The following is a 25,086-nucleotide window of genomic DNA, read 5'->3' as shown; positions in this document are numbered from 1 at the left end:
AATTATTATCACTCACAATAGTATCAGAAATGCACTATCGACATTCTGACTTGGGCATGATATGTCAGGAATGTATTGGGAAAAATCAATTGCAAGCCCCTTTATCCCAGGTCAAATTGCCTTCAGACACTGATGTAACTCAGACGGAGGGACGAGGATTCCCTATACTTTCCGGCTTCATATGGGACGGCGAACGGTGGAGCCCCACCCTGCACGACAACGTGACGAACCATTTCCCAAACCGACATTACGCGTACATGAACATCGAGACCCGCAGGCAGCTCTCCACCGGTTTGCAGACCTACCGTGTGGCGTTAGGTCGTTCCTGTGCCGAAACGCGCAAATGCCATGCTTGGCTAACGGCCTGTAGAACCAGGTATGCCAGGTATGTCAGGCGCAGCAACTGGTTCCTCGCACGCCCTTCCTAAAAAGGCCACGGTTCTGCGGCTCACGCCGGCACCACTGCTTTTACACAGACCACGCTTACTTCGCAAGGGCTGCTTTTGCCGGTGCCGCTCAGTGGCGGAGGGGAACCCTTCGGGGGAGGCGGAGCCTAATCGCCGGCGCCTGGTCTGGGAGTAGCGTCGATGGCCCTGCCCGCTCACGCCGCGCCGCCGGGATTAAGGAGGATTACAAGGATTACCGCTCTGGGAACGCTTATGCGACAAAGGCTCCTAGCGTTTAGGAGGGGTGAAAAGGCGCACTTATTGGGGGTGTAGAAGCGCATCTAGGGGGAAAAGAAGCGCACGGGTTTTCTTAGATTTGAGGTCGGAAGGGGGTGTAAAAGCGCATCGCGTACTCGCCTCGTCCAAAGCCTATTTTTTGCATAGTGGCGCAATATCTGAACAGAATTTTGAGCGGCGTACCTACACGTAGAATCAACAATAATAAACAAGAGTTCTTCGCATGTCCTCTGCCTCCAACCTCACCATCGAGAAAACTCGCTCTCCTGGCGCAAGCTGAAGCCGAAAAAAAGAAAGCCCCGCCGGGCACCAATTCCCCGGACACGCTCCCTCGCGTATGTTCGCGGAGCTACATGGGTATGACGACAGGGGCGCTGTCGGTCGGCCGGTGGGAAATGCGGGCAGTATCAGTGCAACGGGACGTTCGTTTCCGTTCGCGTGGCAACTGCGACTTGGCCCCGGTGAAGAACCCGGGCGCCTCCCCGGAAACATACTGATAACCTTGAGTTGATGGCATTGATGGCCGACTGGCTTGACCCACTTGTGAAGGCGCCGTGGTCGGAGGTCGATGGCGTTGGGGATAGGAATCCGCATGGGGGTCTCTGGTAAGGCACGAGACCTTCCGCATTGCGGAAAATGCTGGCCAAAATCTAGCATCCTCTGGTCGCCAAGTCATGCGATTACTCATCAGTTCAACTATGACGTCATCGAGTGTCATCGAGCCGACGTGCCCCCACCAATCACTCTGAGTCGCATTTACTTTTGCAGCAGACTTTGCGAGGCCGCGCCAGACACTTGAATTCATCTTTGCTTCCTTCCGCAAGTTCTCCCCGAACTTGAGTTGGCTAACCGGGCAGCCGAAGCGGACCAAGCCCCCCGCCATTTCGTTCAGCTCGTCCAGCTCGTCCAGCGTAAGCATGCGAACAAAGCCTCGCTCGTTGCACAATGGCTTCATCGCCGTGGGTTCAAACCTTGGATGGGTAGAGAACCAAAGAATTGGACGTTCGGGCCCACTTACTCCAATGCCGGCTGGCAAGAGCGAACCGGATTGTTTGATTAGCTTGTATTTGTCGCCTGTAGTGTAGTGCCAGGAAATCATTGAACTTCTTTTCTTTAAGCGATGTGGGACCCTGTGGTGGTCGCAACCAGGATGGGTCGGGAACTTGCTTCTGGACCCATACTTAGCAGAGCTTCAAAAACGGTGTAGGACCCACCTTTTATATTTGCGTTCAAGAAGCGGGGGGCGGTCCGACAGTTCATCAGCCATACGCTGAGCTGTGTCCAGCGAGGATGTCGTATTTCTATCTGATGAATTTGCTTGATGAACCTGAGCAGACAAATTTTTACCACAAGGACGGAATTCACAAGGACGCGAGCACGCGTAGCCGGCACGCCCATGTGGACCAGAGCGCTCTCCCCTGTTAAGGCCGCAGTTGTTCAGCAAAGGTCTGCGAGCCGCATCGGGATTGCCATCACGGAGTGCGCGAAGACGGTCACGGCGCTGGCCAAGCGATTCGCATCAACTGAGTCGGTCGTCATGAGAGACGAGGACCCGTCGTATGCGTCGTTCGAACGGCTGTTCGCCGACCACCGCACCGTCAACCATTTGTAGGAGTTCAGCAAGCCCGATGGCACCAACAACAACCAGGCAGAGAACTTCAACTGGCGGGTGCGGCGCACCGCCGAAGGCGTCTACCTTTCGGCCAGCAACAAGTATCGAAAGGACTACGCGGCCGAGCAGGCCTGGCGCGAGGACGGGCGTCGATTATCGACAGGGAGGAAGGTCGCACACCTGTTCCGCGTGGTGATGAGCGTTGGGCGGTCGCTGTGGTGGTGTGGCTATTCGCAGGGCAGACATCGAGAGAACGAGCTGCTGTTTGAGGGCGCTGGCGCGGCTCCTGGTCGAGGAAAACAAGTTGGCGCGAAACGGAAGCCACCGCGATGACGATAAGACCAAAGCTGACTCGGACTCGCGCGTGGAAAGCGCATCAGGCGCTGGCCACTACTCGGGGACAGGTGGGCCGAAATTCGCCTTATTCAAAAGACTTCCCCCGGTACCGCTTATGTCGCTATACTGACGAAAGCAGCCGCGTCGCCGGCTCGCCCGCCCACAAGGCGCAGCCGCTCGCGGCAGCGAATTCCAAAATGAGTCTTGGTTCGACCTTTCCAGGTCACCGCGACTCGATGTGTGGGCGCATCGACTCGAAGTGGCCGCCGGAACCGTCAACCATGTCTACTCGTACACCTGCGCAAATCACATCTGCTCAAATCGAACAACTCAAGCGTGCAGCCAAAAAGCTGACTCGCACTTCCACTTTTACGCACGCCGACGCATTGGACCACCTCGCACTTGAGAACGGCTTCAAAAATTGGTCGCTACTGGCGAAGTACAGTAAACGCTCGACTGCAGCACCCCCTGTGCCACCGGTGCCAGCACCTCCGGCGGCGGCCACGAAGCTGTCGCGGTCACGGCGCCGCCACCTTCACGGTGACCAAGCCGAGGACGACACCACAAAATTCTACTGCGCTCAATGTGACCTCTTCACGGAAGCGGGCCACTTCCGCTCGCAGCACACTTGGGATGAGTCGCTCCAGCGCGCTCTCGATTCGCTGAATCGCTGGGAGCGCCGCCCTAGTTCGGAGACGATGCCTCAGCGTCCCAAGGACGCGGTCAATATGCTGGAACAGCCGGCACGCGCCGCCGCGGCAGCTGCAGAAGCCGCGCGGGGTCCATTCCATCGCTGGCTCGAACAACAAAAGGGCAAGGATACTATCGTTGGTGACATCGCGAGCGACGTGATAAGCGACAAAAAATTCCCGGTCGGCGCTACGACGTATGCGGAAGTGCAGGACTACCTCGAGCACTTTGCATCCAGTGCCGCCATGGAGGGGCTAAAGGAGGCTTGGAAGAAGTTTCAAGCATCAGTGAAACGAGCGGAGAAGCGCACGGCCGGCAGCGTCTAAGCTTCAACTAGCAGGGAGCCTTGGCGGGGGCATCTTCGCTGCCATCAGGGTTTCTCATCCGGAGCATTTGACGATACTAACCAGCTTGCCTCTCTGGTAACATGATTTCTGGTCGCAACACGAAAGCTGCGCACAGAAAACGAGAGGCAAGCGTAATGGCAGAAAGTCTCAATAGGTTACTCGCAATTGGCTTCAAGCCTGTAGGTAAATGGTCGACCGTCAACAATGTACTTAGGCTGACGCTTGAGCCTGCCGTAATGCATGAGCAGAACGTCCTATATGCATTTGTGGTCGACGGAGCACTTACCTATGTTGGGAAGACGACCCAGAGCCTGCTGAAACGCATGCAAGGATACCGGTCGCCCGCCAGTTCCGCGGAACGAGGTGGCTCAACCAACATCAAAAATAATCGAAATATCCTGAACGCTCTCAGCATTGGTTCGACGGTTGACATCTATGCGTTGCACGCCCTACCAAGCCAGCAACATGGGGAGTTCAGTGTGAACTTATGCGCGGGTCTGGAAGATAGCCTCATCAACGCCCTGCTACCTCCGTGGAACGGAAGAGGCACTGCCAGTAGTCCCTTGCGTGGCGGGAACCTGTCCGACTTGACACCTAAACCCGCCGCAGCGGACCCTAGTGAATCGGCGGCTGCGACACTCCCGCTTGCGGCAATCATGCCAGCCTCACCTGGCGATAGCGTGGCCGTACCTACGGCTGATGCCTTGCTCATGTTCTGCAACAGTGTGCAAGGCGAACCCTTGACGACGATGGTGCGTAAAACGCAGTTTCGCGTTGAAGTTGTCGACAACATTTTGGAGATTACCCCGGTGTCCTCCGGTGGCGTGAGGCGCGAAAACAAGACCAATATCGACGCATTACTCGCCCGGTTCGATAAAACGCGTTCTTTTCAAATGTCGGATTACCAAGACGTCAGTTTCAATGCCTCATACGTGCTGGCTCTTGTGAAAGCCTGGCAGTCGCAGTCCCGAAGATAGTACGAATCGAGCGGTAAGGCGGCTGTACTTCCAGCAAAGCCCCTACAAAACATGAGGACCTCAAATGAGCGAACATGACCAGAACGGCGCCGATGTATATGACGCAGTTTCGGCGGCCGGTATCAAGCAAATATCCAAGTCCTGGCGCCGGCTAAGCGATGCCACCCGTGCGCGGCTCGCCCAAACCGAATGCTACCGCGACGATGGCGTGCATAAAACAGAGACTTCGTCCTCGTTTGGTGATGACCTTGGCGACTTTGAGTACAACCTCGGCGTTCTCGTGCTTGCCGTCGAGGCAAAGCTACCGGGCCGCCATGAACCGGAAGCCCCAATCGGCGCCGAGGTCCTTAAGGATGACGTGATGACTGCGGCAGCCACGATGCTGTATAGCCCATATGGCCGCGACGCGGCATTCTTGAGAACCGCTATATTTGCGGTCAGAAAGCATCAAATCGCAAATCTTTTGACCAGGTTGCCGCCATTGAAGTCAGAGAGCGCCATCATCGGCATAGCGAGGGCCATCCTGTACATCTTAGGCTTTACGGGGCTGTTGCTCGCGGCACCTGCAATTCTCGCATCCGTGCTGGTCGCTGCCGGCCAGGGGAACCAGGGTGATGCCGCGCTGGGCCTGTATGCGCTGGCGGTGTTGGGAACGCTGTGGGGTTACTCCAAAAACTCCAAGGCATCGCGGGAGGCAAGTACGATTGAAGAGCAGACCTATCTGTCTTGGATTAGCTTGGACAGCTATCTAGTCGGCGACCCCACTGCCCGAGGTGCCGGCGCAAAGGCTTATTTTGAAAACATGCTTCGGCAGGGACAAACAGTACCGCCTGTGCTATTCGACCTAAGCGAGACGCTTATGGAATGCACACGTCATAGCTACGAGCGACCGCAGTCTCAAAATAAATGAGGCAGGCTGACCGGCGTTGGTATGCGCGGATGGTCTAGAGCGCGTTTGACGAAAGCCTCGCAAGGTATCGGCGAGCAGCTGCTTTGGCGTCAGGTCGACCGTAGGCGCGGGCCCAGTAGTTCGTGGCAGCGATTGCGCCCGTATCGAGGTTCGGGTCAAACTGGTTGAGCGTCAATGTGGCGGCTGTACGTGAGCCGGACAGGTCGACTTGTCGTGCCGCCAGCAATGGTCCTTGCTCGGGCATCTCCGCCAACAATCTGCCCAAATACTCGAGTTCACCACCCAGGTTGGCGAGTAGCTTCGCTAACCGCGGATTAGGTCACGCTTTTCAATGTTGACATCCTCCCCGTCCTAAACGACGGGGATTCCTACTGCTAAACGACCATGACCGGCCGCGGCCCGGGGCGACAAGCCGCCCCGAAAGTATTATTCACCACAGCACTTGGCATCTCTGCCTTGCCCGCCGCCGCAGCAAACTCACTCTCCAGGCAGTCCAGACCCGTGTGCAAGATGTTCTGGCTAGCGTTGCGGTCTCGGTCGTACGCAGCGCCGCAGCCGGCTCATGTCCACGTGCGTACCGACAGTCCGGCCAGGCCCTTCGGGCCGGACCGGGTCTGGCACATGTGACAGGTTTGGGTGGAGTAGCTTTTGTTGACTTCTTTAAACCATACGCCTGCGTCATCGCACTTGTATCTGAGCATGGTTCGGTAGGTGCTTCAGCCGGCGTCGAGCACCGACTTGGACATCGAGGTCTTGGCAACGCCGGCAACGCTCACGTCGTCGACGAAAACGGCAGAGGGCCGTCCCACCTTGCGCGGTCGACAGTTTATTCAGGAAGTCCTTGCGGCGGGCCGCGACCTTGGCGTGCAGGGCACGCGTACGAGCTCTCTTAGGGGCAGGCTGCGACGCCGCAATCGTCGGTTCGAGGTCGCGGAAGAAGCGCTGTGCCTCGATAGATGTGCCATCGGAGGCGGAGACGAAACTCTTGAGCCCCTGGTCGATGCCGAGCGCGGCCGACGCGACCACCACACGAATCGGCGCAGTCTTCTTGACCTTGACGCAGATGTTAAGTTATCAGCGGCTGCGGGGTTCTTCGCTGAAGCTGCCAGCACCGAGCTCGTAGTCTGCTAGGCCGTAGCTATCCCATAGGAACAACTTGAGGCCCTGAAATCTGACTCGACCTGATTTGTAGGTAAGCGAGCGGCTCTTGCAGGGAATCCAGCCTTGGCTGCTCCGCGGGCCGCCGGAGCTGCGCCAGCGCAGCTTCACTTTTTTGGCTGGGCGGCGCTTGATGACGTACTGCTCGGAGACTTCCTTCTTTGCTGGCGCCGCGGGTGTAGGCGTTAAAGTCGAAGCCGCTGATGAATCGGTATGGGAGTGCTGTGCAAGATGCGCCGGGCAAACAAAAAAGGCCACCGAAGTAGCTTTATTCCTGCCCAGTTTGAGGAGGCAACGCTGGCAGGCGCGGTCGTGACGCGGCCCCTGCCAATGCAACCACTGCTAAGAAGTCAAACAGCAAACAGCGGTACTGTGAGAGACGTTACTTGGATTTCTGGCGCTGACCGTTCGCGCTCGACGAGGTCACTTTTAGCTCTCCCGTTCGAACAGTGTGCTGGCCACCACCAAGGGACACTCTAACCGAAGCAGAACTCAATGTCGCATTAGCAACCCTTTTTTGAAGGATTTGGACCGCCTCTTTTGTGGTGGGGACACCCCCGCTTAGAATCCGGTTGTTAGAAATTGACATAAATTACCTCCTATGTTTTCCAGCAAGCTGGTTCGATGCGTGTACTCACGCATTGGTGCGGGAATCCTTGTCCACGATGTTGGCGAAGACATCTGCAAAGAATGTGGGATAGTTTTGCAAGATTTCGTTAATCTCGTCAAAAAAGAGAGGAAGCAAACGCTTGACCTCGTCGATTGTAGTGCAAATATCCCAGATGGCTTCCCCAGCGGCCTGCGCCACAACTCGTTCCGCGAACCCTAGCTCGAAGAGCAAAACAGACTTTCGGTCAGGTAGGCCGTACTTGAGTCTTTTCTGTAGCTCCTGGACCGGTTTTGCAAGCTTTTCTCCTTCCTCAAACGGTGCCAAACTCATCAACGACTCCGATACTGCGGCGAGATAAAGTGGAAATTCGTAAGACAAGACACTTTCACAAAGTCCCACAATGATATCAATATTGAATTTGCGTCTTTGCTTGCCGTAAGGATAGGTGGCCTTGGTGGCGGTGATGTTCTCTAGGAGAGTCTTGTACGTGTCACCGTTTAACCAGCCTTCAATCAACTCGGAAATGGCGCCGTGCGGTTCAGTACCTCTAACAAGGCTATTCGAAGTCAAGGAAAACAATAGCGGCGTTAAAACAGCGAAAAGCTGGTCTTCAGAGGTCATGAAAATTAGGTCAAACAGGTTCTCCTTCACCCAATCATCAATTTTCAGCGCCTGGTCGACGCCAAGGAGTGTTTTGCCGTACCTAAATTGCAGTTCCTTGTCGGGTACCGCTACGCCGATTCGCAAAGCGATATTTGCAAAAACCTCTCGCAACTGTAGCTTGGCGTCGTCTGTGGCTAAGAAATATGCGAGGGTTTCCTCCGCTAGCGCCTCTGCCTCGCTTACGAAATCCTTACTCGTGGAGCTTCCCTGAGTTTCCATGAGAAAGCTCTCGATAGCGGTTACCGCGAGGAATTTGTTCCGGAGCTGTTTTCGCATTTCGTTGGCGCCAAAGCCTTGCTCCGGGTTTGCCTCTACGAACTGGATTAGTTCAACGAGTCCCTTCTCGCCTCTGCTGGAGAGAATGTCGGTCACTGCGCCAGCGCTGAGCGACTGATAGCTCTCCGTTCTGTAATCATTTTCCAGAGGGGCCACGAGTTCAAGCAGCGAACTGCCGGTGGGCGCACCACTACTAGGAACCAACAGCTTCAATGTATCGGCCCAAGCATATCTTCCCCGCCCAACTCTCCTATCGTCGTACAGTTTCGGGTCAGTGAATATCACGGTGCCTTCAGTGTGCATGCCGGCCCTGCCCACACGCCCCATGAGGTTTCGGAAGTCACGGGGCTTAATTGCGTCAGCGCCCTGCGAAGCATTTGTAATGAACAAATATCGAATGGGGAGATTTACTCCTTGGGCGAGCGTGGATGTGCAAACCACTAAGCGAATCCAGCCGTTCCTCATCGCATATTCGATTGCCAGGCGTATGCCGTGGGGCGTGTTGGCATGGTGCGCAAAAATGCCGAGGGCTGCCCCGAGCGTGAGATACGATTTAGCGCCAAAATTGTCACTGTAGAGACGAACAAACCGAGCAATTTCGTCCTTGTCTGAGTGCACACTAGCTGCCGCCAGCGCCACGTCTCGCGAAAAAATCTCTTCGACTGCATCTCGTACGACTTTGGCCGCCGAGAGCTTGGTACTGCAATAAATTGCCGCTGCGCCGTTCACTAACTGTTTAAGGGCCAGATAGAGCGCTATTGACGTGCTCTTGCCCGTCGGAAAAAAACGCTGGGCCGATTCAGATTTCTTGATTGTTAGCTCCTGTCGACTGATGACTCGCGGGACGAAGAAATCCTGTTCGCCTTCCCCTGCGACATTGAAAACAAGCTGGCCGCCTCGCCCCGGCGGGAAGCTCGCGAAAGCGACAAGCCGCCTGCTCTGCAGTCGCTGGTCGGAGACAACGAGTCCATTTTCGCTAAATAGCCAATCGGCCATAGCTGGAGCGTTCTCAATCACAGCTGAAATTAAGAGGGTTTGTACGTGCTGAGATAAGACTTTTTTAAGAGAGGTCAGCAAAAGCTCGTACGTGATACCACGAGGTCCTGTATCGAATTGATGTCCCTCATCGAAGATTACCAAGCCCACATCTTCAGCGAGTTCGGGTTGCTGACGCAGCGCGTACAAGAGCTTTTCGGGCGTCATAACTATCACTCGAGGTACCGGCCGCACATCTTCGGACTCCCCAAACACTTGTGCTATGTAATCGGTCTGCAGGCTATCGGAAAGCTGATTTATCAGATACGCATCGCCTTGAAAAACCTTCTCCAGGTCGGCTGAAATTTCCTGGCATAGGGCCCTAAACGGCGCGACGATAATCGCAAAATTGGTTCGCCCCGACATGAAAGCCGAACGAATAACAATTTCAATCGCCCGCGTCTTACCGGCGCTCGTCGGCATTTGGATTATCCCCGACTGCCCGCTGTACAGTCCGGCTTCGCCTAACACACGTTGGGACGGCCATAGGTCTCTGATTGCGCCATCGCGCTTCAGGTACGATTCCCAAGCCTCCGGAGAAATCCCCGAGTAGTTAGGAAGAAGCTTCCAAGCCGAATGTGCTACCCTCGTGACCGAAATAGCGCTCAACACATCAGAAAAAAGTAGCTCATGAGGTGTCCCATCACTGTAAGCGGCCGTCACTAACTCTCGCGAATAGCGAATGACGGCACCCGAAGTGGTCCCAAATTGGAAATGGTCGTAAAGGGCGTTGAGAACCCTTCTGGCGAGTTCGTCTGCAACGTGCACGTCCTCATGCCGTTGCCATGGACTAGCTATCGAAATCCAAACTGCTTTACCCAAGGCATCATCCTCGGGCAAACCGCTTTGTACGAGCTTGCGGGCCTGCACAAGCGCTCGGCCGGGCATATCGGCTAAAAAATACGCCGCGGCCGCTAAAATCCCAAGCTCAAACGAGTACTTTTTGTCGATTTGCGATTCGTCGAATGCTTGAAGCACTTGTGCCGCAAAAACTAAATCATCAATGCTTTGAGAATCGACGGACGCCTCGCCGTTGCTGAGATTAATCGTCCTGGCGAAGTCCCCGATGGTCCCAATTGCCAACGGAAACTGCAACTCCAAGTCAAGATTTTCAGGCATGGCGACATGGTGCTCGACAGGCACACCGTACTCGAACATTTTTCCTTTAGACAAAGTGATGGCTGCTGCATACCGCGCTCTCGTACTAGGCCTCACTGGCAGCCCTTTCGTACAGGAGGTGCACGAGTTTCATCATATGAGCGCCATGTATTACAACCAGAGATAAGTTCGCGGCGTTATCGTGGTCGCTCGCGTCAGTTGTCAACTCGACGTCATCAGGGTCGAAGACGGTTTTACAAAAAAGCGCGGCTGCGCCAGTCTTAAGCTTGTAGGGGCGCCCCAGAGGGTCCTGAAAGCGCTCAACTTTGAGAACCTCATCTTCCTTACCCTGGTCATCCAACCGTTGCTTAATTGCGTTCAATGACTCGGCAATGCGATATTTGTCCTTCTTCGAGTCGATTACCGCGTTTTGGAGCCGCGGCTTTGCGCTTGTGCCCGAGAACTGTGCTTTGGACTCGAAAGAAATTAAAATGTCATTCTTCGACGGGGCGTCGAGGTCATCGGAGACTATCTTGAATCCGATTACATCGGTTCCTTTGGGCGACTCATTACGCACCATCTTTGAAATATAGCGAGTCCTGGGCACCCAGTAGTTCAACAGACCCTCTAACAAATCAGAAACTAGGATTTCGGCGAAGTCACCAGAGCGCGTCGCGGGACCGAAATCATGTGTAGCGTCGGGAAAGACTAGCTGCGTCAGGTATTCTGCCCGGGAGAGATTGGTACCCTTCCTCATTTTGTCGATTTTGCTATCTAGGCAATAGTGCTGCCGGAAGTGCTGCGCCCAGGCGGTAAGCGTAGATGTATCGGCTCCGTCAAATTTTAGTTCGTAGACTGTTATCTCCTGGCCAGATTGACTCGCTAGCCTTTTGACCTTCTTTTTTAGCCAGCTGACGTGCGGTAACTGCGTGGGCATGGTCTCACTTTGGTCGTAGTTTAGGATGTGTCAAAGGAACATGGTCAAAGCGGCACACTCAAAATATGCATAATCGTTGCTTGGAACCAATTGACTTTATCACATCGAACGACCAATTTCACGAATATATTGGAATGGTTAAGACGGACTAACCAACCAACCGGAGGGGTACGCCCGCTCTAATCCGCAAGAGGAAATTGAAACCGCCTACGTAGCGCCGCCACGGACGGAATGTCGGCGCGCCACAAGCAGACGGCGCCACAGTTAGCGCGTCACTTCTTACTCCGGCGCCAAGCAGTCATGCATTCGCCTCGGTTGCAATCGACGCGGAGCGATGGCATCGAAAATTTTTGCCAGTGCGACTACAGGTCGTAAAAGTCTTCCTCGACTACTGCTTTAGTTTCAGCTGAGAATATGGGCCAGCGGCATCCCGCCAGGCCTAAGGTGGCTGTCTTTGGGCTCATCGCACTCAGCAGCTGTCTCACCGTCGTGATGCACCAACTCAGCGCATGCTTTAAGGCATTAGCGTGTCCCAAGCAGTGGCCTTCCCCGGGCAAGCCACCGGAGCCCTACCTGGTGAGAGCGAAGATGAGCCTCTCGAAAAGCTCTACCGCCTCATGTCCGCCAACACAGGTCGCACGGAAACTAAACGCGTAACCTAGGTTAGAATGACACAACGCATCCTGCTGAACCTGAGCAGACTAAGATTATTGTCAATGCAACGCGACAGGAAAAAGAATGAGCGCACTTGGTATGAACGCAAACGGTGAAGTGCGAACCGCATCGGAATTTAAAGATATCTTTGTCGATAGCGCTGTCTCCCACGAGCCTTACAGGTGCCCTTTTTGCGAGGTCCCCTATGAAGCCAGATGCATCACAACAGTCTGCGTAAAAGCACCTCACTTTAAGTTACCGGCCAACACTGAGCATATCAACGGATGCAATGGCGAGGCCGGTAGTGACGCGTTGATAGCAATCGCCGGCAGTCCCGGAAAGCAAAGGCGAACTGTGGTTGGTGAAATCGAGTTGCCTGAGGTACTAATAGACCGGCGCAAAGCGCAACTCGTTCGCCGTCCAGGCGATGATGGCACGGGACCACCGCCAGATGCTTTTGAAGTGGCGCGTCGGCGAAAGCTCATCACGTCAGATGAAGTTACGGCAAGTCGCTTTACTACGTCGCTGTTGGGGCAAATCGTAGACGCATACATTCGTCTGCGCAACGATGCCCGTGACACAGCCCTGAAGGCTAACCTGAAAAGCGGCACGCCCGAGTACAACGCCAAGTACAGCGAAGTTGTCAATGCTCACCCTCTGTCGCTCTACAAGCAGAAATTTACCTACGGCAAAGCGTTCCAAGGCAAACACTTACGCCCAGCAGGCACAGAGCGTGTCTACAATGGCAGAGGTGTCGTTCGGGCCGAGAATGGGCACTTCATTATCCTAGACAATGAAAAATGGCCTACCGAAGTTAAGACGAAGGACTCCTTAGTTCCATTCGAAGTAGTAGTCCGACAGGCCCCAGTAGCTGGCGCGCCAACAAGCCATCTAGCAATCTTGAAGGAATTAGACGGGCTAGCAGCCTCAGGTAAGGTTGTCCAGTGGTGGGCATACGGTTTGCCAACGCTTCAGGCCGCGAAATTCGAGCTCATCATTGATTCTCTCGACCATCTCTACTGGCCCGACCAGCACAAACGTTAAGTGCTGTGTGTAGCGCCACTTGGCACTTTCAGCAAAGTTACGTCCGCTTTCAAAGGAACAAGTGGCGCTGTATTTTCCGGGCGCAAGTCGAGCACTGCTAGCGGACCCAAGCCTTCCTTTTCGAGCTGCTCTGCGCTTACCGGTTCGATTGTCCTCACCAGGCATCTGCCCGAATTTCGACGAACATACGACTCGAAGTCCATTGCCACTGGAGTCACCGATTCCGTGAGCTGGGAGCTCTGCGCTGGGTGCGAAATATACTGCACGACCCACTCCGCGTCTTTCGTGCAGCTTAGCTCGACAGTTGCGAGCACCACAGCTATGCCCAATTCCTCATCGTCTTCGTCGGCAGTGACTGCAATGCGTACTTCTTGGGCGACATCTCGAGTGAAGGACCGAGCAAGTTCAACGACACTTTCACGGGTAAGCGGGTAAAACGTTGAAGTTTTCAAGTGGTTCAGCGTAATATCGAAGATAGTAATCATCTTGTTTCAATCATGAAGTTTGGTGGGTACGTCAGCCCGAAGATGGACTATTCATGTGTAGAAATGGGATTTATCTTCAGCTCTCCACGCGCCCTAGCGACTGGGCCGGTAGTTCGAAGCAGCGTACTGGCCAGCCTTTAAAAAAAGCAAGCGGCACGTCAAGGATTGGCGCCCTTCACCGCCGCCGCGCCTGTCTGCTGTCAGCATAAGGACGTCGCGCGCAGGGGAAGCATCAAAAAATTGACTACTGGTTTTTGTACTGCGTCAAACGTTCGCGCAGTGTTGGGGTCTCGTCGGCAGGCTGAACGGTTTCCCGCAAAACGCCAAGAACTCTGGTTTCTAGCAGAGTTAGCGAAGCTTGCCGCAGGAGACACCATTTTAATGGCACGCATACGGAGACCGAAGGATATGGCATCGAAAACGCCCAGAAACTTGCCCACTTTGAACAGTCCAATAAAGCACTAAGGCTTCGGACGCTATCTATTCGTGGGCCGGTCGCGACCTGGGAGACTGCTCTTCAAGACTAAACCTAACGACTCGAGGAACGACATCACCTCGGCTTGAGAAACGCCATGTATTTTCATAATGGCCGCGCATTCAAGCGGTTCGTCCGGACGCCTGAAAGGCGACAACTCATGTAAGAGTGCCTCGAGTAGCTCCCCATGGGAGGAAGCTGCGATGAGCTCTCCGGCCTTTTCGCAAATGTCGTTCCACATAGGCCAACTAGCGCGCCATATCCAGTGCTCATGCTGCCCACGCACAGGCTTGACCATCTCAGCGGGCACCGGCGCCTGCAGAGGCGGCTTTTTTGACTCTTCGACTCGTTTCGGAGGTACAAGCTCGCCATGAACAACGACATAACATTGACCTTTGTGCCGGTAAACTGGAAGCTTTCGGAGGAACCCACATGCGCACAGGTAGGCCAGGTAGCGCTTGACCTCGACGCTTACCGAATCTATTGAATTGCTACCCGTATCAAACCTCTCCAGCACCCAGCTTAGAACTAATTTGTAATCCAGGTCATAGCTGAGGTTGGCTTTCTTGAATACAAACCGCGCAAATAGCGCTGCTTGCCAAATCATCGGCTTTTCCTGAATTGCGTTACCGTCTAAACTTGCCTTCTGCAGGTAATAGGGCCAGCGACCGATGATACCCAGACGCTTCCGTAAATCAAGCTCCTTGTTTTCAAATGACATTTCACGGTAGCGGCGAGCTGCCTCTTGCCGGCGCGTAAAAGCCTCTCTAAGCTTGCGTTCCTCCGCTGCTCTCCGCTCCCTAACCGCGGCATCTCTCGTCCTCTGCTCGCTATTGATGAGCCGGATTCTTCGTGCCAGCTTCGACCGCAGACGTTTTCGTTCCTCCTCTTGATTGGGAAAGAACAGCCAGGATTTGTGAGAGGCATCGTGGACTACCCGCTGCGTAATGCTATCGAAACCAGTTGAGACGTCCATATCTGAAAGGTCTACCTCAATCGCAGGCAGCTCAAGGCGCGCGATTTTGCGCAGTTTCTCTGCGTCGACCTTGTGATTGAAATACATCTCCACCAGAATTCGACGTTCTCCCCTATACCCAACGACGTCTGGCCTGACGTCTGTCTCCCAAACTTCTGGGGCTGAACGTTCAAAACGAATCGTCCGCTCTTCCGATAGGGTAGTGGATTCGTACATCTCGGGACCAGATTTCGCACGGCTAGAAACATCTACCGTTAACCCCGGCACGCGCATCCAATTATGGTCCAGGAGCACCTGCTTCGCAGCAGCATGGATTGCTGACTCGGCACATGTCTCGCCAATTTCAACGTTATGGTGCGCAAAGTGCCAACGTTTCTTATGCCCCTTCTTCGCAACAAGAATTGCGCCGCACCCTACACAAGTACAAGCGCAAGCCAGGCCTGCCTTCACGTCAGCGGGCGCATGTATTCTCCCGTCTTTGAAGCCAAACGCAGTTTGTAAAGTTTCGCGTAACAATGCCCCCATACGCTTTACACTCGCTCGTTGTCGAGCTGGCCTTGGTTCGCTATTAAGCTCAGGTCATCTCGCATAACACCCGGCTCAATTGATGACGCGCCAAACCCAGCAAGCTCGCGTGCGGCCAGCAAAACCGAAAGAGTCGCGCTTGCGTCAGCCAGCGCGCGATGAGTCGGCACTGCCGCGTTGTCAATTATCTTCGCCAGGGTCGCTAGTTTGTAAGACCGCAGGTCGGGCCAAGCGGCTCGCGCTGTCGCTAGAGTATCGAACACTTTATTATTAAAAACCAGCCCATGCCTGGCTAGGGCGGGCGCCAGGAACGCAGTATCAAAGGTAGCATTGTGAAAGAAAATGGGCATTCTACCGATGAATGATGCAAATTCCAGGACGGCGGTTTCCTCGCTTACGCCGTGTTCGTCGATGAGAATCTGGGAAATTCCCGTTAGTTCAACGATGAAAGGTGGTATTTCCTCGCGCGCCCTTACTAGCACATTAAATTCGCGCAATACGACGCCTGCCGGATTAACTAAAAGCGCAGCAATCTCCAAGATTTCGCAAACCGTAGCGTCCAAGCCAGTTGTCTCGATATCCGCCACAACGAAGTCTGAGTTGCTGGCCTCCCACAAGCCCTCAAGTTCCGTGAGCCGTTCCGCACGCCTCAACGACCGCGTGGCCGCTGCGACGGCCATCGCATTATTCTCGTTTTCATTCGTTACGCTAAACTCAACCTTGTCTCTCAAAAGTTGCGGCAGTCCAGCAGCAAACACAGTCGCTTCATCTATGGAAAAGAGCTCTGAGTAGTTCCCTGGAGAGAATGGTTTAGGCCGCTTAATGCCGTTGAATTTGAGCAAGCACGTGACCCACGCTTTATGCGCCCACGGCCTAACAATCTTATTTCCCTCATCATGAAGGATGCTGCGGTTCCCCATGAGCGTACCCCTGCTTGGAACGGCGCGCATTTCGCCCCAAGGGTCCACGCGATTTTGCAGATTAAGTGAAGTCATTTTATGGCCTTCCAATAGTTTCCGGTTTAGCCAGGTGGCGTCACAATACGGCCGCCTTAGGGGCCCCCGGGCCTTCAGAACGACTACGGTACCACGCCCTACCTACCGCACCGACTGTGGACGCGGGGCAGCGAACTTCGAACAGTCCTGATTTCCTCAAGACCTGGCGCCAGGTCTTGCAGCCATAGCGACTTGGCACTTGGTCTCGATTTTCTTTCGCGATAAATCCTATGGCGGCGTCAATGGACGTCCACCCGTCTTCCTGACAAGCCATCTCCGCGTTGCGCAAGCACTCGACTATCGTGCTCTGCGGCCAGCACACTGAGCCGTCAGGATTGATTCCGTGTACGAATGCATCCTCGAAGACCTTTGACTGCACGTATGACGCCATCAGCGCTCGGGTCTCCTCTAAGCTCATTGCCCAGTCCTTCAGGCGTAGAACGTGCGCATCAATTTGCTCGTAGCAGGTGTCGAGGTGGGTAGCAGCTGCACGGCAGCCGTTTTCGTCAAATAAATCGAAACGCTCAATGAGGTGATGGACCAGGTCGTTGCGCAGCGCAACCAGCTCGGCCAAACCATCCTTGGTTTGCGTGTAGCGCTCAGGCGACATCGAGAGATTGAAGCGGGTGCTGGCCCAAGCGACATCAACAGGTTGCCCGATGGAACTAGCGTCATCATCCGGTTCAGCCTCGACGTCAGTTGATGCGGAAGTTAAGTGGTTACCGGTGAACATGCCGACGAGCGTGCCCAATGTCTTGGTGCTCATGCTGGCGCGTTTCTGGTCCTGCACGGCTTGCAATTGCGCTACCGGACCTTCTACAGCCATGCCAGCGACCATAGCCTTGAACGAACGCTCGTACTGCTGCAGACGCAACATGCAGCGGCTCAGTTTACGCTGGACTTCATGCTGAAGCGCTTTCAAAACACCGTCCACATCAACTGTGGATTGAGATGACTCTGGCTCTGTCGTCACTTCCTCCCGATGCTCTTGTACGCACCGAGCGCTGCACCGGCGGTGGCCCCGGTCACGGTGCTAATTATCCGAATTGGAATCAAGGAAGCCAAGACTCCGCCGACTACTGCACCGGCGGCGGCGTCCTGGACAAGTTTTAACTGCAGAGCAGTCTCTCCAAGTTTAACAAGCCCTGCTGCCGCGGCGTCGGCAACCTGACTCAGACCGCATCAGTCCCCTCATCACTAAGCCCGAGCCAAGTTTGTGCGTCATGACGATGGGCACTTTCCGACTGCCAGCCCTCTTCGCCGTAATTAAATACATCACCATCACGCCCCTTCGCAAGAATCTGTCCTTCACCACCTTCAACTAAATCAATCTTCGACTGCAAAAGGAAGAAGCCCAATGGAGTTAAACATCCTGTCGCCAACACTGCAATCGTGCCTGCGTCAGCCTCAAGTACAAATGGCCAGTAGCTATATTTCTCCCTAAATCCATTCAGGGCTTCCATCGACCTAACTAAAATTCCACCGTGCGATTTGATAGTCTTATTCATATTTCAATTAAGTTTTTTATATTGTGTTTTTATTTTTATTTATAACTGTTCAGCCCCTATGAAGGGCTATCAAAGACGAGCAAATTTGGCTTAAAAAAACGTGCAAAAACGCTTCTATTTGCTCAATTTTTCAGCAAAATCCCAAGCTTTTTACCTACCTGTCATAGAAGCTGAACAGTTACTTTTATTTTTGCCGTACGATAGCACAATACTCACAGAAAAATAGTCTTCAATTATCCCCTATTCCTAGGATTAGCGAAACGTCCACGCACGTATTTTCGTAGGGCAATTGAGGTCAAGAAAAGAAAAGACGTTCGGTGCGTTGACGATGCGGCCATTCGTCACAACGTCGCGCAGGAAGTGCGCGCGGAGCGCGATGTGGCCCGCCGCAAGAAGGCCCAGGAGTAGGAGACCGCGCAGAAAACAAGGAGGCGCTGCTCGCGCTGCTCACCGCGTTCGAAAAAATGGCGAAGGACCTGGACCGTGCGCGGTCGCTTCGCCGTTCTATGGATGAGATTGCTGCGAGCCCAGCGGCGCCCGCGGAGCTCGTTAGTAGCCTGGAGCTGATGGCACTGATGGCCGACTGGCTGGACCCGCTGGACCCGCTGAAGGCGCCTTGGCCTGAGGTTGATGCAGTTGGGGAAAGGAATCCGTATGGACGTCTTTGGTAGCATGCGCGCTCGGGTCGACGTTTGCGTAAGACGCGTAACGGTCCAACCTGCTGACGGCGCTAACGCATTGCCAGTTGCATCCCTTTCGTCGTCAAACCCTTCCCAATACATAGCGGTGCACCTGCCGACGCTGCGCCGGCAAGTGTTGACGGCGCATACACCCAGTTGGTTGCCGTACTGAAGCGTCGGCTTCAAGGCCGATTCTTCACTCGCCCGCCGCCTCCCTATTACCAACTGCGCTTAACGTCGAAGACCATCCTCTCCTCAATCGATTCCACCGACCGAGAGAAGAAAAAAGACGCGTACCAATTCTTCGGCATGAACATTACGGCGACTGGCTAAACTCAGGGAATCCGGAGTTAGCTCAAGCTCTAATTGAGCTGCGTTCAGAGGCGGAGTTGCGCCCGTTCGGGGTGCCGAAGCGGGCCTTGGACGACTACGACGTTGAAGGAACCGAGGCGCTCATCTTGAGCATCAGGGCGCACCTCATACATCGCTGATTTACGCCGGCGAGACCATTGGATATCTAAAGGGGTGGCGCGACCGCCTTATGAAAAATATGGGAGGCATGCAGATAGCACGCCCCCCCATTAAATTAAATTTCTAAAGGTCTTTCAACTGGATTTCCTCGGTTGCCAATTGTTCATTTTTTAGCGTGCTAAGCGCCGCAGATTTTCGTGCTTCTTCAAGCAAGTAGAAGTCCTTCTTTGCGGCTGTGTGAGCATTTTCATACTTTACTTCTGCACTCCTGTATAAAACCTCGGTCTTCGTCTGCAAAGCCGCTAGACTCCGGTAGACCGTCGCAAACAACGCCTCTTCTTCATGAAAGCGATTTTTTTTCAGTGCCCGCTGCAGTTTGTCAGCGTGCTCGTACATCTCTAGCAATGCGCGCCACCGGAACTCGACAGAGTCAGCCGCTTCACGCGCAGCAACTCGGTTTTCGACGGCCGCATTGAATTCAGTTTCAAGTTTTACAAGGTTCGACAGGTGGGATTTTGACAGCATAATTTTGTCCTATTTGCAAGTAATTTTGGGCGCAGGATGCTCCCATCTTTGGTATAGGCACATGGTGCACATCTAGTTATATGCAGGTGCGAGAAAACCGAATTAAGGGGGGATTGGCTGTTCCAACCTAGTCTACGTGGCACAGCGGACACCCAATACTTCTGGCGGCACGCTTCAGCTCACGTCACAAACGTTTGCAACCCGGCTCCGACTAACCGTTTGAAGGAAGCCACGTTAGACTTCTCGCCGCGAGCGAGCCTAGCGCAGTATCTACTGGCATTTGGCACCCTCCTCACCTGCGCCGAAGACGCCGACCCAATAACCAAAGCAGCCAGTTCATCGTTGAAATTAATTGCGGCCTGTATTACACCCCGCCCGGTATACGAAAGTATACCGACGGGAGATACTTCCCAAGGGGAAGGTACCGCAACCACGGCAGCGTGAACCCGGCTCTTTAAATGAGACGATTGTCAAAGGTTGCTCCGACTACCTCGACCTAACCGAGTGAGAAAGTCGGCATAGTGAGTAGGCCAAGTCGTTAGCGGACCGAGCGCTTTGCCAGAACAATCCCCAGGGCGGGATAAGGCTTCAGGAACTCCTCGAGGATAGGCACCGACTCGAGCAACACGCGCCAGCGGTGCGGTGGCTAAATCCATTCCACAGCCGGGACTGATGAAGACGGGGTCATCAGTTAGGCCCCCCTTCCTTAATCGGGGCTTGTATGGCTTGTGCAACAGGGCGGCACGAAGGCGGTCCGCGACGAGCTGAGCCTACTTTTCAAGGATACTCATCGCCGCCTTCTAGACTGAGAACTGGACGTTGGAGTATGATGACAAGACGCCTATATCGACGAAAAAGACAATATGAATACTGAACTCGGCGATGAGCGACAAGATGAATCGGAAGCCGCGCTCTTTGCCGCGCTGCCGCCAGATTTCCCACGTCCAGCGAACCTAGGCGCCGTTTCAGGCGCACAGGCCAAGTTCCTGATGACTCGCTACCAAGGCCGGTTCTACAGCCCTGGCTGCACACCACCGGAGCTGCTCGAGCGCTGGAACAACTGCGAAGACCTGGCTCAACAGCTTGCGGTCAAGTCGATTGAGTCCAAAGGTGGGAAGCGCGCACACATGTCGGAGACCGAGATTCTCGAACAATATTTGCCTCGGCTGATTGCGACGGGCTGGGTATCCGAACCGGAGGCTAAGTGGGTAATGCGCCGAACCGCCGAACTGGTCGAGTGGGAGGTCCCGCCATCTGCGGCCCCCTGAGGAGCCGGCGTAACTAACTGCACACGTGACAACTTCCATTGTCCTTCCTTTAGCCCAGCGCTTCCAGTGCAGTCAACTTCAGTGCGATGGAGTTCCTTGTGAAAAAACGTACTTCGACTCATCGGGCAATCCCCCAAGGCCTTCACCCCCCTGCCTAGTGCTCACAGCTCGTAGCTATCGTCAGCAAAAAACGCCGGGAAGTACTCAAGTGCGGAGGGGACGGTCAGCGAGAATAGACGCCCTGTTCTCAGCGCCTCGTTTTTATCCAGCGCCGTCGGCCTCCCAGCATCTCTATGAGCTCGTCTTTCGGGACTAACTCCGTGCTTCGGATGCGGGGCGCCAGGGCGCGCTCGAAACCCAATCGCATGCTGGTTATAAACTCAGCGTTTCGGCGAGCCAAGTCCGGGTTTGCGTCCGACTTCATCTACCCCGTTCGACCTAGACGCAAAATAGCGGCGACCCTGAAGTCTTGCACCGCGATTCGGCGAACTCATCGGAAGGACGGGCATCAAACGCATCCGGCATCGTAGATTTTCGCTTTGTCGACATTGGAGTCTTTCGGACCGATTCATTGTGATGCGACCAGGCTGCATCTGCGCGCGTGAGCTTAGGCGCAGGCAGCGCGCCAGCTTTCTACTTGCTCGCTGAAGTTTAACTATCAACCCCCCAGCCGGACGTTGAATGTTGCTAGCATTTTGCGGATTTGGTCTTGAACCGCTGGCTCACTCAGCCCCAGACGGTCGTCCGTTTTGATGAGAAGGTCGCGGCACCATGCGGGCCAGTCATTTTCGTCGTTGTCGATGGCGAACCAACGTTCAGGCATTCGACGCTCGACGTCGGCGCAAATCTGCTGTCCCCGTGACATGCCATCAAAGTCGTATTTCTGGGTCACTCTATTGTCGAACGTTGCTCCTATAACCCTAGACTGTAAATTCGTCGTTAGCCGGCTTTTCGCGAATTCAAAGCCCTTAAATCTTACCCATGATGTGCTCAACACAATCTTCACGTCAGGGTATGGTGCGAGCATTTCTTCCATAATGGGTAACCATTCGAAGAGAGTTCTTCCTGGCGTGCGGATGTGTATACCACCTTGCCGCGACGAGTACACGGCATCGTCATGGGTTACTCCGTCGATTATATGTAAGTCCTCCAAGTGTTGCCCCTGGCAGAAAAATATAAACAACGGGTTGTATACCAAAAGGTAAAAACAACCCCGTTGCCTTATGCTTATCAAAATAGCCGTTGCACCGTACTACACGCTTGTTAGCCCGAATGGAATGTTGCCTCGTTACTGGTCTACCGTCTGGGCACTCCTGACGCCTTCCGGCCCCTCCTCATCTAGCCGCAAAGATGCGATGCGGCATCTTGACTACTTCTATACGTTCTGTGACGGCCGGCTAGGCCCCGGCGGCCTGGACGATGCCCTGGGCAATTCGGACACGAGTACGATTGTCAATGTGCTCCAAGCTTTCTATGTCGAGTTGAGCTCGCGCCCCGAACACACGACGTACGCTGTAAGGCGATGGTACGTCGCGAAAGCGTTTATTCAGAATCTCTGCTCACATCGGCGTCACCTTGGGAATAGTTGGCGGGAAGTCGAGCAGATATGCGTGGGCTTTCCCCCAGTTCGAGCGACAAAGTCCCGCAAACCTCGATTTGTTCGTGCACTTCCGGCCGCGGTGCTTGCAGACCTTCTTAAAATAGTGAATCCGGAAAGCGAACGCAACCCGTTCCGCTCCCACGTGGTGCGCCGGCGAAATTGGCTCTTAGTGCACATGATGCTCTTACTAGGACTACGCCGGAGCGAGTGTTTAGTCTTGCCTGTCGATGCTCTGAAACAAGGCGTCGACCCAAAGTCGGGGGAGACACGGTGGTGGCTAAACGTCGTCGAACACAAAGACGACGAAGACTCACGATTTACATTGCCAAGCATCAAAAACGAGCAGTCTCGCCGCCAACTGCCGGTTTCCCCCTCGTTGGCTCGCCACATCGAATCGTACGTGGGTGAGTTTCGCGGAGAGCCGGAACATGGCTTCCTATTCACGAGCCGCTCTGGAGCACCCTTGTCTGTTGAGTCAGTCAACAATCTGCTAACCGTCTCTTCAGCGTGCTTGAGCGAGCAGGTGGCCAAGGAACTGACGGAGCGTACGAACGGAAAGAACCAGGTTAGCCCCCACGACCTGCGGCACACCTGCGCAGTGATTCGGCTTAAACAATTCCTTTCGTTCGGAATCTCGCACGAGGAAATGATGCAACGAATGCGTGGCTTCTTTGGCTGGGCCTACGAATCGCACATGCCCCTTCACTACGCGAAAGCAGCTTATGAAGAAAGGCTGGCCGACGTTTGGAGCAACACCTTTGACGAACACACCAACATTTTGCGGAGCCTACCTCAATGACCCTCACCCCTTCTCGGTTGAAAGCCGGCGTCACCGCCCCAGGAAATGATTACGCTCACTTTGTACCCCTCGACATGTGGCGCCTGCCACCGCTACCGGAAACGGTGAGCTACTTCGACAAGGTAAAGGGCTGTCGCATCAGCATCGACACCGTATCAGACGACTGGGTGATTTACTACAACGGGGGCCGAATTATCCTGAAATTTAGCTCGTTTGCAGAGGAGGTGGTGCCCGTTCTTAAGCGAGCGTGTGCGCACTATATTCTAGAAAGTGGGACAGCAGCCGAGGCATCCAAAATCACCCGTTTGTACTACGTGGACTTGCTCGGATTACTGAAGGCGCCGGTCACCGATTTGAAAATTTGGTGGGAGCAAAGCGGGCTGGCGACGAAAATTAGCTCCGCGATGCCTGCCCGACGGCTACTTCATTGGTGCCGCGAAGCTCAACTGGGGCATTGGGCGTTCGCGTCTATGAAGCTAATTGAAGGTCTGCGCTGCGATTTAGGCCTGCGACATCAAATCCTGAATCGCAGCATGATAATTGAGACTGCGTCCCAGGCGAAAATCACCCGTCTGCTCGACGAAAAAAGTCGCCACGCTGCGGACCTTACAACCCTCGAGCTCAGACGACTGGTCGCTCTAGCGTGGTGCTTTCAGCACGGAATGCGCCCGGTGCAACTGCTCACTGTGGACGTATCCGACGTACGACTGTACTCGGACGCCCGCAGTGCACAACAAGCTCACCTGGTCTTCCATAAAGCAAAACAGCGTGGAGAAGGTCACGAGCCGCTCGTTCGGCAAATGAAACCGGAATGGGTGCCTCTACTGAGCGAATTGTTGTTACGGCCAGAGACTATAGCCGCTGGACGTGTCCTTGGATATTCCTCGAACTCACTGTTGACCTATAACCTGCGCCAAGCCCTAGCTTCAGCTGAGATACATGAACAGCTTAGTCCTTACGATTTCCGCCATACCGCAGCACAACTTTTGGCGGATGCAGGCCATCCAAGGGACTTGATTCAAGACTTCCTTGGCCACGCGACCGTGAACTCGGCGAAGGCTTACATCAGGGCGTCGACGAACCAATCTGAGATGTTAAATACAGCGCTCGGGGCTTCCAAGCTGTACACGAACATCGAAGCAATCGCGAGTGGCCGATTTGCCTCGATAGAAGAAATTGAACTAGCGGACGAAAAGCAGCAGATTGCTGGCGTCGTCGGAACTCGGTCAGTCGCTGGCCTGGGGCTCTGCTCAACAGGCCAACCCAGTTGCCCCTACAACCCCGTAACGTCATGCTATGGCTGCGAAAAATTCATACCGTCCCTAGACCGTGCTGTCCATGAGGAAGCGCTCTCCGGCATGCGCGAACAAGTGATTAGCTTTGAGCGGGCGAGTATGGGTGAAGAAAGGTCTCCAGCTTATGTTCAACTAACTAGGCCCATTGCGGTCGCTCAACAAGTGCTTGCAACGCTAGAAGTGGACGATAAATAATATGACCGAGACAAGCAAACAAATCCAACCTGCAGCCTATGCCGAATACTGGCGGCCGTTTGCACGCCATGTTGAACTGATGAAGATATTGGCAGAAGAAAAAGGACTGGCCTGGGACTTCCGTGTCGATGTTGCTGTGGTCTAATTTGCTCGGACACCTCAATAGGTGGAAAATCCACCATCTGAGGAGTAATACATGGCAACAAGAAAGCGGAAGACATTCGATCCCAGCCTGAAGCTGGAAGTGGTTCGAATGATC

General features: G+C 54.3%; 19 protein-coding genes and 1 pseudogene. 9 read left to right on the top strand and 11 right to left on the bottom strand.

Annotated features, from left to right (window positions below):
• Window positions 1-2,004 precede the first annotated feature (2,004 nt).
• The 4 genes and pseudogenes from F1609_RS35570 to F1609_RS31365 all read left to right on the top strand — a co-directional run bounded on the left by F1609_RS35570 (window position 2,005) and on the right by F1609_RS31365 (window position 5,555).
• Window positions 2,005-2,628, top strand: a pseudogene (locus tag F1609_RS35570) (transposase).
• A 284-nt stretch (window positions 2,629-2,912) separates the two neighbouring features.
• On the top strand, window positions 2,913-3,647 hold the full coding sequence (locus F1609_RS31375; protein ID WP_167081411.1) for a YozE family protein: 735 nt from the start codon (window positions 2,913-2,915) through the stop codon (window positions 3,645-3,647).
• Window positions 3,648-3,802: 155 nt separating this feature from the next.
• Complete coding sequence (locus F1609_RS31370; RefSeq protein ID WP_167081409.1) at window positions 3,803-4,645, top strand: GIY-YIG nuclease family protein; 843 nt, start codon at window positions 3,803-3,805, stop codon at window positions 4,643-4,645.
• Between the two features lie 64 nt (window positions 4,646-4,709).
• Window positions 4,710-5,555: a hypothetical protein gene (locus F1609_RS31365; protein ID WP_167081407.1), complete on the top strand. Its 846-nt coding sequence runs from the start codon at window positions 4,710-4,712 to the stop codon at window positions 5,553-5,555.
• 560 nt (window positions 5,556-6,115) lie between these two features.
• On the opposite strand, the gene F1609_RS35475 is transcribed toward F1609_RS31365, so the two are convergent.
• From F1609_RS35475 to F1609_RS31350, 3 genes are all read right to left on the bottom strand, one after another.
• Window positions 6,116-6,256, bottom strand: a complete 141-nt coding sequence (locus F1609_RS35475) for a zinc ribbon domain-containing protein (RefSeq protein WP_167081405.1) — start codon at window positions 6,254-6,256, stop codon at window positions 6,116-6,118.
• Window positions 6,257-7,347: 1,091 nt separating this feature from the next.
• Window positions 7,348-10,455, bottom strand: coding sequence for a DEAD/DEAH box helicase (locus tag F1609_RS31355; protein WP_206752978.1), 3,108 nt, complete (start codon window positions 10,453-10,455; stop codon window positions 7,348-7,350).
• A 46-nt stretch (window positions 10,456-10,501) separates the two neighbouring features.
• Complete coding sequence (locus tag F1609_RS31350) at window positions 10,502-11,332, bottom strand: Hachiman antiphage defense system protein HamA (protein ID WP_167081401.1); 831 nt, start codon at window positions 11,330-11,332, stop codon at window positions 10,502-10,504.
• 738 nt (window positions 11,333-12,070) lie between these two features.
• Between F1609_RS31350 and F1609_RS31345 the strand changes: the two genes are divergently transcribed.
• Window positions 12,071-13,030 carry a hypothetical protein gene (locus F1609_RS31345; RefSeq protein WP_167081399.1) on the top strand — a complete coding sequence of 320 codons (960 nt, stop codon included), beginning with the start codon at window positions 12,071-12,073 and terminating at the stop codon, window positions 13,028-13,030.
• On the opposite strand, the gene F1609_RS31340 is transcribed toward F1609_RS31345, so the two are convergent.
• The 7 genes from F1609_RS31340 to F1609_RS31315 form a co-directional block, all read right to left on the bottom strand.
• On the bottom strand, window positions 13,027-13,515 hold the full coding sequence (locus tag F1609_RS31340; RefSeq protein ID WP_167081397.1) for a hypothetical protein: 489 nt from the start codon (window positions 13,513-13,515) through the stop codon (window positions 13,027-13,029). The two genes, F1609_RS31345 and F1609_RS31340, sit on opposite strands and share 4 nt — an antisense overlap.
• 476 nt (window positions 13,516-13,991) lie before the next feature.
• Window positions 13,992-15,491, bottom strand: a complete 1,500-nt coding sequence (locus tag F1609_RS31335; RefSeq protein WP_167081395.1) for a competence protein CoiA family protein — start codon at window positions 15,489-15,491, stop codon at window positions 13,992-13,994.
• Window positions 15,492-15,496: 5 nt separating this feature from the next.
• Window positions 15,497-16,486, bottom strand: a complete 990-nt coding sequence (locus F1609_RS31330; protein WP_229422162.1) for a 3'-5' exonuclease — start codon at window positions 16,484-16,486, stop codon at window positions 15,497-15,499.
• Window positions 16,487-16,526: 40 nt separating this feature from the next.
• On the bottom strand, window positions 16,527-17,459 hold the full coding sequence (locus F1609_RS31325) for an OST-HTH/LOTUS domain-containing protein (protein WP_167081393.1): 933 nt from the start codon (window positions 17,457-17,459) through the stop codon (window positions 16,527-16,529).
• On the bottom strand, window positions 17,456-17,605 hold the full coding sequence (locus F1609_RS35565) for a hypothetical protein (protein WP_502572668.1): 150 nt from the start codon (window positions 17,603-17,605) through the stop codon (window positions 17,456-17,458). Before F1609_RS35565 ends, F1609_RS31325 begins: the two co-directional genes overlap by 4 nt.
• Before the next feature lie 53 nt (window positions 17,606-17,658).
• The gene (locus F1609_RS31320) at window positions 17,659-17,994 is read right to left on the bottom strand and encodes a hypothetical protein (protein ID WP_167081391.1); all 336 of its coding nucleotides are present in this window, start codon (window positions 17,992-17,994) and stop codon (window positions 17,659-17,661) included.
• 1,274 nt (window positions 17,995-19,268) lie between these two features.
• Entirely contained in the window at window positions 19,269-19,670 is a 402-nt protein-coding gene (locus F1609_RS31315) for a hypothetical protein (RefSeq protein WP_167081389.1), read from the bottom strand.
• Between the two features lie 863 nt (window positions 19,671-20,533).
• Here F1609_RS31315 and F1609_RS31310 point away from each other — a divergent pair.
• Window positions 20,534-20,938 (top strand): hypothetical protein, encoded by a 405-nt coding sequence (locus F1609_RS31310; protein ID WP_167081387.1) that lies wholly within the window; start codon window positions 20,534-20,536, stop codon window positions 20,936-20,938.
• Window positions 20,939-21,596: 658 nt separating this feature from the next.
• Here the strand turns inward: F1609_RS31310 and F1609_RS31305 are convergent.
• Complete coding sequence (locus tag F1609_RS31305; RefSeq protein ID WP_167081385.1) at window positions 21,597-22,091, bottom strand: HAD domain-containing protein; 495 nt, start codon at window positions 22,089-22,091, stop codon at window positions 21,597-21,599.
• Between the two features lie 70 nt (window positions 22,092-22,161).
• Between F1609_RS31305 and F1609_RS35165 the strand changes: the two genes are divergently transcribed.
• Genes F1609_RS35165 through F1609_RS31290 form a run of 3 tightly spaced genes read left to right on the top strand, consistent with a single transcriptional unit; the run spans window position 22,162 to window position 24,972 of the window.
• Window positions 22,162-23,337: a tyrosine-type recombinase/integrase gene (locus F1609_RS35165; RefSeq protein WP_308609585.1), complete on the top strand. Its 1,176-nt coding sequence runs from the start codon at window positions 22,162-22,164 to the stop codon at window positions 23,335-23,337.
• Entirely contained in the window at window positions 23,334-24,827 is a 1,494-nt protein-coding gene (locus F1609_RS31295) for a tyrosine-type recombinase/integrase (RefSeq protein ID WP_167081381.1), read from the top strand. The genes F1609_RS35165 and F1609_RS31295 overlap by 4 nt, the downstream gene beginning before the upstream one ends.
• 1 nt (window position 24,828) lies before the next feature.
• On the top strand, window positions 24,829-24,972 hold the full coding sequence (locus tag F1609_RS31290) for a hypothetical protein (RefSeq protein WP_167081379.1): 144 nt from the start codon (window positions 24,829-24,831) through the stop codon (window positions 24,970-24,972).
• Window positions 24,973-25,086: the final 114 nt, after the last annotated feature.

The organism is Massilia aquatica (genome assembly GCF_011682045.1).
GTDB classification, from domain to species: domain Bacteria; phylum Pseudomonadota; class Gammaproteobacteria; order Burkholderiales; family Burkholderiaceae_D; genus Telluria_A; species Telluria_A aquatica.
The sequence above is the reverse complement of the archived record's forward strand: the minus strand, read 5'-3'. Positions and strand labels throughout refer to the sequence as shown.

Excerpts from the sequence above, each read along its gene's own strand:
- F1609_RS31375 (WP_167081411.1), top strand. The coding sequence starts at position 2,913 with ATGTCTACTCGTACACCTGCGCAAATCACATCTGCTCAAATCGAACAA.
- F1609_RS31370 (WP_167081409.1), top strand. The coding sequence starts at position 3,803 with ATGGCAGAAAGTCTCAATAGGTTACTCGCAATTGGCTTCAAGCCTGTA.
- F1609_RS31365 (WP_167081407.1), top strand. The coding sequence starts at position 4,710 with ATGAGCGAACATGACCAGAACGGCGCCGATGTATATGACGCAGTTTCG.
- F1609_RS35475 (WP_167081405.1), bottom strand. The coding sequence starts at position 6,256 with ATGCTCAGATACAAGTGCGATGACGCAGGCGTATGGTTTAAAGAAGTC.
- F1609_RS31355 (WP_206752978.1), bottom strand. The coding sequence starts at position 10,455 with ATGTTCGAGTACGGTGTGCCTGTCGAGCACCATGTCGCCATGCCTGAA.
- F1609_RS31350 (WP_167081401.1), bottom strand. The coding sequence starts at position 11,332 with ATGCCCACGCAGTTACCGCACGTCAGCTGGCTAAAAAAGAAGGTCAAA.
- F1609_RS31345 (WP_167081399.1), top strand. The coding sequence starts at position 12,071 with ATGAGCGCACTTGGTATGAACGCAAACGGTGAAGTGCGAACCGCATCG.
- F1609_RS31340 (WP_167081397.1), bottom strand. The coding sequence starts at position 13,515 with ATGATTACTATCTTCGATATTACGCTGAACCACTTGAAAACTTCAACG.
- F1609_RS31335 (WP_167081395.1), bottom strand. The coding sequence starts at position 15,491 with ATGGGGGCATTGTTACGCGAAACTTTACAAACTGCGTTTGGCTTCAAA.
- F1609_RS31330 (WP_229422162.1), bottom strand. The coding sequence starts at position 16,486 with ATGACTTCACTTAATCTGCAAAATCGCGTGGACCCTTGGGGCGAAATG.
- F1609_RS31320 (WP_167081391.1), bottom strand. The coding sequence starts at position 17,994 with ATGAATAAGACTATCAAATCGCACGGTGGAATTTTAGTTAGGTCGATG.
- F1609_RS31315 (WP_167081389.1), bottom strand. The coding sequence starts at position 19,670 with ATGCTGTCAAAATCCCACCTGTCGAACCTTGTAAAACTTGAAACTGAA.
- F1609_RS31310 (WP_167081387.1), top strand. The coding sequence starts at position 20,534 with ATGAATACTGAACTCGGCGATGAGCGACAAGATGAATCGGAAGCCGCG.
- F1609_RS35165 (WP_308609585.1), top strand. The coding sequence starts at position 22,162 with ATGCTTATCAAAATAGCCGTTGCACCGTACTACACGCTTGTTAGCCCG.
- F1609_RS31295 (WP_167081381.1), top strand. The coding sequence starts at position 23,334 with ATGACCCTCACCCCTTCTCGGTTGAAAGCCGGCGTCACCGCCCCAGGA.
- F1609_RS31290 (WP_167081379.1), top strand. The coding sequence starts at position 24,829 with ATGACCGAGACAAGCAAACAAATCCAACCTGCAGCCTATGCCGAATAC.